9 protein-coding genes are annotated in these 7,608 nt (G+C 69.6%); 2 read left to right on the top strand and 7 right to left on the bottom strand.

Annotated features, from left to right (window positions below; genetic code table 11):
* Positions 1 to 104 precede the first annotated feature (104 nt).
* The 7 genes from ACWFRB_RS18400 to ACWFRB_RS18370 form a co-directional block, all read right to left on the bottom strand.
* The gene (locus tag ACWFRB_RS18400; protein WP_452642561.1) at positions 105 to 1,085 is read right to left on the bottom strand and encodes a class I SAM-dependent methyltransferase; all 981 of its coding nucleotides are present in this window, start codon (positions 1,083 to 1,085) and stop codon (positions 105 to 107) included.
* Positions 1,086 to 1,151: 66 nt separating this feature from the next.
* A complete protein-coding gene (locus tag ACWFRB_RS18395; protein ID WP_077041129.1) occupies positions 1,152 to 1,931 on the bottom strand; it encodes an enoyl-CoA hydratase/isomerase family protein in 780 nt (259 codons plus the stop codon).
* A gap of 10 nt (positions 1,932 to 1,941) precedes the next feature.
* The gene (locus ACWFRB_RS18390) at positions 1,942 to 2,754 is read right to left on the bottom strand and encodes an NUDIX hydrolase (RefSeq protein WP_452642559.1); all 813 of its coding nucleotides are present in this window, start codon (positions 2,752 to 2,754) and stop codon (positions 1,942 to 1,944) included.
* A 72-nt stretch (positions 2,755 to 2,826) separates the two neighbouring features.
* Positions 2,827 to 3,657, bottom strand: coding sequence for an ABC transporter ATP-binding protein (locus ACWFRB_RS18385; RefSeq protein WP_027499165.1), 831 nt, complete (start codon positions 3,655 to 3,657; stop codon positions 2,827 to 2,829).
* A gap of 71 nt (positions 3,658 to 3,728) precedes the next feature.
* Entirely contained in the window at positions 3,729 to 4,391 is a 663-nt protein-coding gene (gene yczE / locus ACWFRB_RS18380; protein WP_452642557.1) for a membrane protein YczE, read from the bottom strand.
* A 92-nt stretch (positions 4,392 to 4,483) separates the two neighbouring features.
* On the bottom strand, positions 4,484 to 4,990 hold the full coding sequence (locus tag ACWFRB_RS18375) for a hypothetical protein (protein WP_452642556.1): 507 nt from the start codon (positions 4,988 to 4,990) through the stop codon (positions 4,484 to 4,486).
* A 32-nt stretch (positions 4,991 to 5,022) separates the two neighbouring features.
* Positions 5,023 to 5,838 carry a MerR family transcriptional regulator gene (locus ACWFRB_RS18370; protein ID WP_452642555.1) on the bottom strand — a complete coding sequence of 272 codons (816 nt, stop codon included), beginning with the start codon at positions 5,836 to 5,838 and terminating at the stop codon, positions 5,023 to 5,025.
* A 175-nt stretch (positions 5,839 to 6,013) separates the two neighbouring features.
* On the opposite strand from ACWFRB_RS18370, the gene ACWFRB_RS18365 reads away from it, so the two are divergent.
* The gene (locus ACWFRB_RS18365; RefSeq protein ID WP_452642554.1) at positions 6,014 to 6,835 is read left to right on the top strand and encodes an ABC transporter permease; all 822 of its coding nucleotides are present in this window, start codon (positions 6,014 to 6,016) and stop codon (positions 6,833 to 6,835) included.
* Between the two features lie 26 nt (positions 6,836 to 6,861).
* Positions 6,862 to 7,590, top strand: a complete 729-nt coding sequence (locus tag ACWFRB_RS18360; RefSeq protein WP_452642553.1) for an ABC transporter ATP-binding protein — start codon at positions 6,862 to 6,864, stop codon at positions 7,588 to 7,590.
* Positions 7,591 to 7,608 lie beyond the last annotated feature (18 nt).

The following is a 7,608-nucleotide window of genomic DNA, read 5'->3' as shown; positions in this document are numbered from 1 at the left end:
GTGCGTGCGCGTCGAGAGTTCGAGCCGATCCACCTCGGTGAGGGCGGCGATGCCGTCCTCGGACGTCAGGTAGTGCACGTCCTCCCGGGTGAACTCGTATCCCACTACTTCGGTTCGGGCTTCACGCCGGTGATCATCACGTTGTAGAAGAAGCCCCGCGGCACGACGTGCTTGAGGACCTTCTCGTCCACCCAGCTGAGCGTCTTCCAGCCGCCGAAGGCGAACCGGCCCCAGCCCCAGCCCAGCTTCTCCGGCGGCACGGCGGCCTCGAAGGTCCGGACCGGCCAGCCGAGCAGCGCCGCGGCGAACTCCTCGGTCGCGGCGTGCACCTGGGTGGCGCCTGCCGACTTGGCCATGTTCTCCAGATCGGTGGGATCGAAGGTGTGCAGGTCGACGACGGCCTCGAGCGCCGCGGCGCGGGAGGACTCGTCGAGCTCGGCCTGCGGGCGACGCCAGTCGGCCAGGAACGGCAGCTTGGTGACCCGGGTGGTTGCTTCCCACGTCGCGCGACCGAGCCAGCGGGCGTAGAAGTTGCCGATGGTGGTGGGCTCGCCTGCGAAGACGAAGCGGCCGCCCGGCTTGAGCACCCGCAGCACCTCGCGCAGCGACTGCTCCACATCGGGGATGTGGTGCAGCACGGCGTGACCGACGACGAGATCGAAGGTGTTGTCCTCGTACGGGATGGTCTCGGCGTCGGCGACCCGGCCGTCGACCGGCAGGCCGAGGCCCTCGGCGTTGCGCAGCGCCACCTTCACCATGCCCGGCGACAGGTCGGTCACCGATCCGGTCTTGGCGACCCCACCCTGCATCAGGTTGAGCAGGAAGAAGCCGGTGCCACAGCCGAGTTCGAGCGCGCGCTCGTACGGCAGGGGCTGGTCGCCTGCAACCGCGTCGAACCGGCCGCGGGCGTAGTCGATGCAGCGCTCGTCGTACGAGATCGACCACTTGTCGTCGTACGTCTCGGCCTCCCAGTCGTGGTACAGGACCTGGGCGAGCTTGGTGTCCTTGAGCGCGGCTTCGACCTCTTCGGCCGTGGCGTGCGGGTTCGGCGCGGGATCGATCCCGTCCTTCGGGCTTGCAGTCATGGGTGAGAGCCTACCGGGTAGTAAGGAGTGTGAACAGGTTCTAGTTTTGCGGTGAGATCCGGGCCGCTACTTGCCCGTGAACTGCGCCTTACCCGGGCCGTTCGCCACGAAGGACTCCATGCCGATCGTCCGGTCCTCGGTCGCGAAGAGCTGCGCGAACTGCTGCGCCTCGATCTTGAGCCCGGTGTTCAGGTCCGTGTCGAGGCCCTGATCGATGGACGCCTTGGCCGCGGCAAGGGCGCGGCTCGCGGCTCCGACGAACTGCGAGGCCCACTTCCTGGCCGCGTTGTAGACCTCGTCGGGGGCGACCATCTCGTCGATCAGGCCGATCGCGAGGGCCTCCTCGGCGCCGACGAACCGTCCGGTGAACACCAGGTCCTTGGCCTTGCTCGGGCCGATGAGGCGGGCCAGGCGCTGGGTGCCGCCGCCACCGGGGATCACGCCGAGCAGCACCTCGGGGACGCCGACCTTGGCGTTGTCGCCCGCGATCCGGCGATCCGCGCCGAGCGCGATCTCCAGGCCGCCACCGAGGGCGTAGCCGGTGATCGCGGCGACGGTCGGCTTCGGGATCTCGGAGATGCAGCCGAGCGCCGACTGCAGGTCGCCCGCGACCGGGCTCATCTCGGCGAAGGACATCTCCGCCATCTCCTTGATGTCCGCGCCCGCCGCGAACACCTTCTCGCCGCCGTACACGATGACCGCCTTGACGTCGGCGTTGACGGTGGCCTCGCGGGCCGCGGCCCGGAGCTCCTCCTGCAACTGACGGTTCAGCGCGTTCATCGGGGGGCGCGCGAGCCGGATGGTGCCGATGCCGTCGGATACCTCGAGAGTCACAAACTCAGCCATGAAGCGAAGGCTACCTTTCGCCCCACGGGTGCGCCCCGGCGGCGTAGTACGGATCCTGACCGGGGAATCGCACCCGCCACGAGCCGTCCTCCTCCTGGTACAGCGTCGGCAGGATCACCGGGATCTCCGGCTCGGCGGCGAGAACGTCTGCGACCGTGCCGTATTCGCCGATCGCACTCAGCTGGCTCCAGGTCGGCGGGAGCAGCATGGTGCGGCCCTCGATCCAGTCCGTGATGGCCTGCTCCGGGGTCTGCCAGGTGACCTCGGCGGCCTCCGACGTCTCGCCGTCCGCGATCTGACCGGTTGGCGCCGCGGCCACGAAGAAGCGGGTGTCGTAGCGCCTGCCCTCGCCGACCGGGGTGATCCAATTCGCCCACGGCCGAAGCAGATCCGCGCGCAGGATCAGGTTCTCGCGCGCGAGGAACTCGCTGAACGAGAATTCGCGGGCCTCCAACTGCTTCCGCGCCTGCGCGTAGCCGGCGGTGTCCGCGACGACGGTGTCCGCGGTCGGCCCGGCCAGCAGCACGCCGCACTCCTCGAAGGTCTCCCGCACCGCCGCGCACACCAGCGCCTTCGCCCTGCCCTCCTCGACGCCGAACCGCTCGGCCCACCAGGAGACCGGGGGGCCGGCCCAGGCCACGTCCGCGTCGGCGTCCTGCGGGTCGACGCCGCCGCCGGGGAACACGGTCATGCCACCCGCGAAGGCCATCCCGCCCACCCGCCGGAGCAGGAACACCTCGGGGCCGGACGCGGAGTCGCGCACCAGGATGACGGTCGAGGCATCCTTCGGGGGAACTTCGGGGTGTGCTTCAAAAGTGGCCATGTGTCGGACGTTACAACGCCACCGCGCCCCTTAGTTCGCGCGGCTCAGGAAAGTGACCTCCCGAGGGGTGCCTCAGCGGCGGTGTTGGCCCGGCAGCCGGGTGCGCCTGGCGAAGAACCGGCCGTCCACCTTGTCCAGGCTGATCGCCTGGCTGAACGCGTGCGTCAGGTTCTCCGCCGTGATCACGTCGTCGATCAGCCCCTGCGAAACGACCTCACCCTCCTTGAGCAGCAGGGCGTGCGTGAAGCCGGGGGGGATCTCCTCGACGTGGTGGGTGATGAGCACGGTCGCGGGCGCGTCCGGGTCGGCGGCCAGGTCCGAGAGCCGCGCGACGAGCTCCTCGCGCCCACCCAGGTCCAGCCCCGCCGCAGGCTCGTCGAGCAGCAGAAGCTCCGGATCGGTCATCAGGGCCCGCGCGATCAGCACGCGCTTGCGCTCGCCCTCCGACAACGTGCCGTAGGTCCGGTTCGCCAGGTGCTCGGCGCCCAGGCTCTCGAGCATCTCCACCGCGCGGGTGGTGTCCATCTCCTCGTAGCGTTCCCGCCACCGGCCGAGCACGGCGTAGCCGGCCGAGACCACCAGGTCGCGCACCACCTCGTCGGCGGGCACCCGGTGCGCGAGCGAGGAGGACGAGAGCCCGATCCGCGGGCGCAGCTCTGTGACGTCGACGCGGCCGAGGACCTCCCCGAGCAGGTGCGCCTTCCCCGACGTCGGGTGCACCTCGGCGGCCGCGATCCGCAGCAGCGAGGTCTTGCCCGCGCCGTTGGGCCCGAGCACAACCCACTTCTCGTCGAGCTCCACCTTCCACGTCACGGGACCGACCAGGGTCACGCCGCCACGACGGATGAGTACGTCGTCGAAATCGATGAGCAGATCGGGATCAAGTTCGGACACGACGCCCATCTTGACCTACCCGCTCCCGGCGCACGCGTCAGGACCGGGTTGCGTGTCGCCGGGCCCGGTCGCCGCGCAGGTCACCGGGCCGGGCACTCCTCGTGCGCGACCGCGGGCACCGACATCGCCGGTGTCGCACCGTCGCCGCGCCAGTGCTGACCGAGCCGGTTCAGGAGGCCCATCATCAGCTGGATCAGGGGCCCTATGCCGAGCGCGTAGACGACGGTGCCAACCCCGACGGTGCCGCCGAGCAGCCAACCGGTCGCCAGCACTGCGATCTCGATCCCGGTCCGGACCAGCCGCACCGACAGCCCGGTGCGCGCGACCAGGCCGGTCATCAACCCGTCCCGCGGCCCTGGGCCGAGCCCGGCACCGATGTAGAGCGCCGCCGCGAAGGCATTGAGGACGACCGCGAACAGCATCATCGGGACCCGGACGGTCATCGCGTCCAGCTCGGGCAGCAGGGCCAGTGAGGTATCCACCGACACCGCGATCACCACGACGTTCGCGATCGTGCCGAAGCCGGGGCGCTGGCGGATCGGGATCCACAGCAGCAGCACGGCGGCACCGGTCAGCGCGGTGACGGTGCCGAAGCTCAGCGACGTGCGCTGCGCCACACCCTGGTGAAACACGTCCCAGGGGTCGAGCCCGAGGCCGGCAACGACCATCAGCGCCATCGAGAAACCGTAGAGCCACAGACCGGCGAAGAGCGCGACGAGGCGGGTGGGTAGGCGGGTGAGCATGGTGGCCAGTCTCCCGACAACTGGACCCGCAATAAAGAGCCAGTTCGCCATCGCTGGACTGCACGAGTGACATTCCTTGGTACGCCGACGGGTCAGGTCGCCACGGCGCCGAGCCGATCGAGCATCGCACTCGGGTCATCCACCTGCAGGCTCACGCCAGTGATCACGGTCGGTTCGTCACGGCGGAAGGTGATCGGGACACCACTTCGAAAGTCGATGTCGAGGACCGTGCCGTCCGGTCCCGGCAGATACAGGCGGCCGTCGCGCACTTCCTCGTCGGTGCGGTCGAACCGCCTGATCAGCCTCGCGGCACCGATCTCGGCGAGACCGACGGTCACCACGACCGCCGCCCCCGATCGGAGGACGAGTTCGTTCTCGGTGACCAGGTGCGGGTGCACCACCCGCCCGGCGAGCCAGCCGACGACCGCGACGAGGGAGACAACCGTCGCGATCAGCAGCGTCACGCGCAGCCACTGCCAGGGCACCAGCAAATGGATCGCCACCGCCTCGATCAGCCCGGCGACCATGAACGCGATCGGGAACACGAAGGTGCCCTTGCTGTAGCCGAACGCGGCCGCCTGACCGTGTCGATCGTCCACCTCACCACGGCTCCACATCCACACCGCGGTGATCACTGGGTGGCCTCGGCGTCCAGCCCCGACTCGAGCCGTGCGAGGACCCGCATGACGACCTCGCACTGCGCCGGGTCAGGTACCAGCTCGGCGACGGTCATCATCGGCCGCGCCATCGGCGTCGCGGGCCCCGCGCCGTCATCCATCAAGCCGGTTCCGCCGTACTCGCGAACGATCACGGATGCGAATCCCTCGGCGAGAGAGTCGATCTCCGGCTCCGCCATAGCTGGATCGACCCCGACCAGTGCCGCGAACCGCCGATACATCCCGACTATCTCCGCGCGCGAGCCCGGATCCGAGAGCACCCGCGTAGCGGCGTCGAACAGCGCGGAGGGTCCCGTGCCGGAGACGGCGAGCAATTCCCAGGCGTCCCGCTCGCGTTCGAACTCACGGCGTGTTCTTGGATCGCCTTCCGCCGAGATCAATTCGGAGAAGGCCACGGCCAGTTCGGCAGGCAGGGGAGAAACGGGCCGACCCTCGCGGTGGGCGTCGAGCATCTCCTGCAACCGCCGCCGCTGGCCGCCCAGACGATCGAGCTCGGCATCGATACCGTCGATGAGCGCCGTCAGGTCATCGCCGAGATCGTCCGTATCGCACTCTGCACGAGCCGAATCCATGATCGTGGCGATCGAACCGAGCGGGATCCCCGCGGTGGCCAGCCACCGAATACGGAGCAGCCTGATCAGGTCCGGCAACTCGTAGACGCGGTACCCATTGGAGAGCCGTCTCGGCTCCTCGAGAACCCCCAGTCGGTGGTAATGCCGGATGGTCCGCGGAGTGATTCCGGCAGTCTGCGCCAGGTCGCCGATTCGCATGGACCCAGCATCAACCATGACGCTGCGTCATGGTCAAGACATACCCGCACCGGGCCCGTCCCACGACAGATTCGGTCTCGCTGATTTCAACCCTTCCCGCGGGCGAGACGTTCGCCCAGGATTCGTCACCGGCCCCCGCCACCGCTGCGGGCCACCGCGACCGTCTGGAGGTGCGATGCTCGTCGAGACCGGCCTGGACCCGGCCCCCGCCGCGCGGGAACCCGCTCGCACTCCGGTGTGGCGCAGGCCCGGATTCCTCCGGGCGCTGGCCCCACTGTCCCTGCTGATCGCATGGCAGATCGGCAGCCTGAGCGGTCTGTTCTCCGAGCGCACACTGCCGGCACCGTCCGTCATCGTCGCCGCGGGACTCGAGGTGTACCGGTCCGGCGCCCTCGGCGACGCGCTGCTCGTCTCCGGGCAGCGGGTGCTGCTCGGCTTCGTCCTCGGCGCGGTCCTCGGCGTCGGCCTCGGGATCGTCGCGGGTCTGGGACGGCTCGGCGAGTACGTGATCGACCCACCGCTGCAGATGCTCCGCACGGTGCCCCTGTTCGGCTTGATCCCGCTCTTCATCATCTGGTTCGGCATCGGGGAGACGCCGAAGGTGTACCTCATCGCACTCGGCGTCGCGTTCCCGCTGTACCTCAACACCTTTTCCGGTATCCGCCACCTGGACCCCAAGCTCCTCGAGCTGAGCCGGGTGCTCGGTCTCAGCAGCGCCCAGCGTCTGCGCACGCTCGTCATCCCCGGCGCGCTCCCCCAGATCCTCGTCGGCCTGCGGCAGAGCCTCGGCATCGCCTGGCTTTCGCTCATCGTCGCGGAGCAGATCAACGCGAGTGAGGGCCTCGGCTACATCGTCAACAACGCCAGGGAGTTCCTCCGCACCGACATCGTCATCTTCGGGTTGCTCGTCTACGGCGTGCTCGGGCTGATCACCGACGCGATAGTGCGTTCGCTCGAGCTGCGGGCGTTGCGCTGGCAACCGAACCAGCCCCGTTGACCCGCCACGACCAAGGAGCCGGATTCATGACAGACGTCCTCAGTCCCCCCGCGACGGCCGCACACGTGTCCGGCCTCCGCAAGAGTTTCGACGGCCGGGCGGTCCTCGACGGCGTCGACCTCGATGTCGCCCGCGGCGAGATCGTCGCGCTGCTCGGCACCAGCGGTTCCGGTAAGTCGACACTGCTGCGCGCGATCGCCGGGCTGTCCGACGACCACGAGGGAACCGTGGCGGTGGACGGGCCACCGTCGGTCGCCTTCCAGGAACCGAGGCTGGTGCCCTGGCTCAGGGTGAGCAGGAACGTCGAGCTCGGACTACGCGACAGGCGCCGCGCCCCCGGCCGGCGCACGAAGGCCAGGCGGGTGCTCGAGGAAGTCGGCCTCGGGCATCGCCTCGACGCGTGGCCGCTCACCCTGTCCGGCGGCGAGGCGCAGCGGGCCGCACTGGCACGCGCCCTCGTGGCCGAGCCCACCCTGCTTCTGCTCGACGAGCCGTTCGGCGCGCTCGACGCCCTCACCAAGCTGTCCATGCACGATCTACTGCTGCGCCTGTTCGACGAGCACGACCTCGGCGTGCTGCTGGTCACCCACGATGTCGCGGAGGCGGTCGCACTGGCCGACCGCGTGCTGGTGCTCGACGGCGGACGCATCGCGCACGAGGTGCGGATCAACCTGCCCCGCCCGCGACCGCGCGCCGCCACGGAGGCCGCGGTGTACGCGGGACACCTGCTCACCCTTCTGGGGGTCGATGCCTGACGTCACGCCCGCAGTCAC

The organism is Rhodococcus sp. NPDC055112 (assembly GCF_053607505.1).
This window is presented reverse-complemented; position numbering and strand designations above follow the sequence as displayed.

What these genes read in the sequence shown, in the direction of transcription:
- ACWFRB_RS18395 (WP_077041129.1), bottom strand. Translation starts at nt 1,931, where the DNA reads ATGGCTGAGTTTGTGACTCTCGAGGTATCCGACGGCATCGGCACCATC.
- ACWFRB_RS18370 (WP_452642555.1), bottom strand. Translation starts at nt 5,838, where the DNA reads ATGCGAATCGGCGACCTGGCGCAGACTGCCGGAATCACTCCGCGGACC.
- ACWFRB_RS18390 (WP_452642559.1), bottom strand. Translation starts at nt 2,754, where the DNA reads ATGGCCACTTTTGAAGCACACCCCGAAGTTCCCCCGAAGGATGCCTCG.
- yczE (WP_452642557.1), bottom strand. Translation starts at nt 4,391, where the DNA reads ATGCTCACCCGCCTACCCACCCGCCTCGTCGCGCTCTTCGCCGGTCTG.
- ACWFRB_RS18360 (WP_452642553.1), top strand. Translation starts at nt 6,862, where the DNA reads ATGACAGACGTCCTCAGTCCCCCCGCGACGGCCGCACACGTGTCCGGC.
- ACWFRB_RS18365 (WP_452642554.1), top strand. Translation starts at nt 6,014, where the DNA reads ATGCTCGTCGAGACCGGCCTGGACCCGGCCCCCGCCGCGCGGGAACCC.
- ACWFRB_RS18385 (WP_027499165.1), bottom strand. Translation starts at nt 3,657, where the DNA reads ATGGGCGTCGTGTCCGAACTTGATCCCGATCTGCTCATCGATTTCGAC.
- ACWFRB_RS18400 (WP_452642561.1), bottom strand. Translation starts at nt 1,085, where the DNA reads ATGACTGCAAGCCCGAAGGACGGGATCGATCCCGCGCCGAACCCGCAC.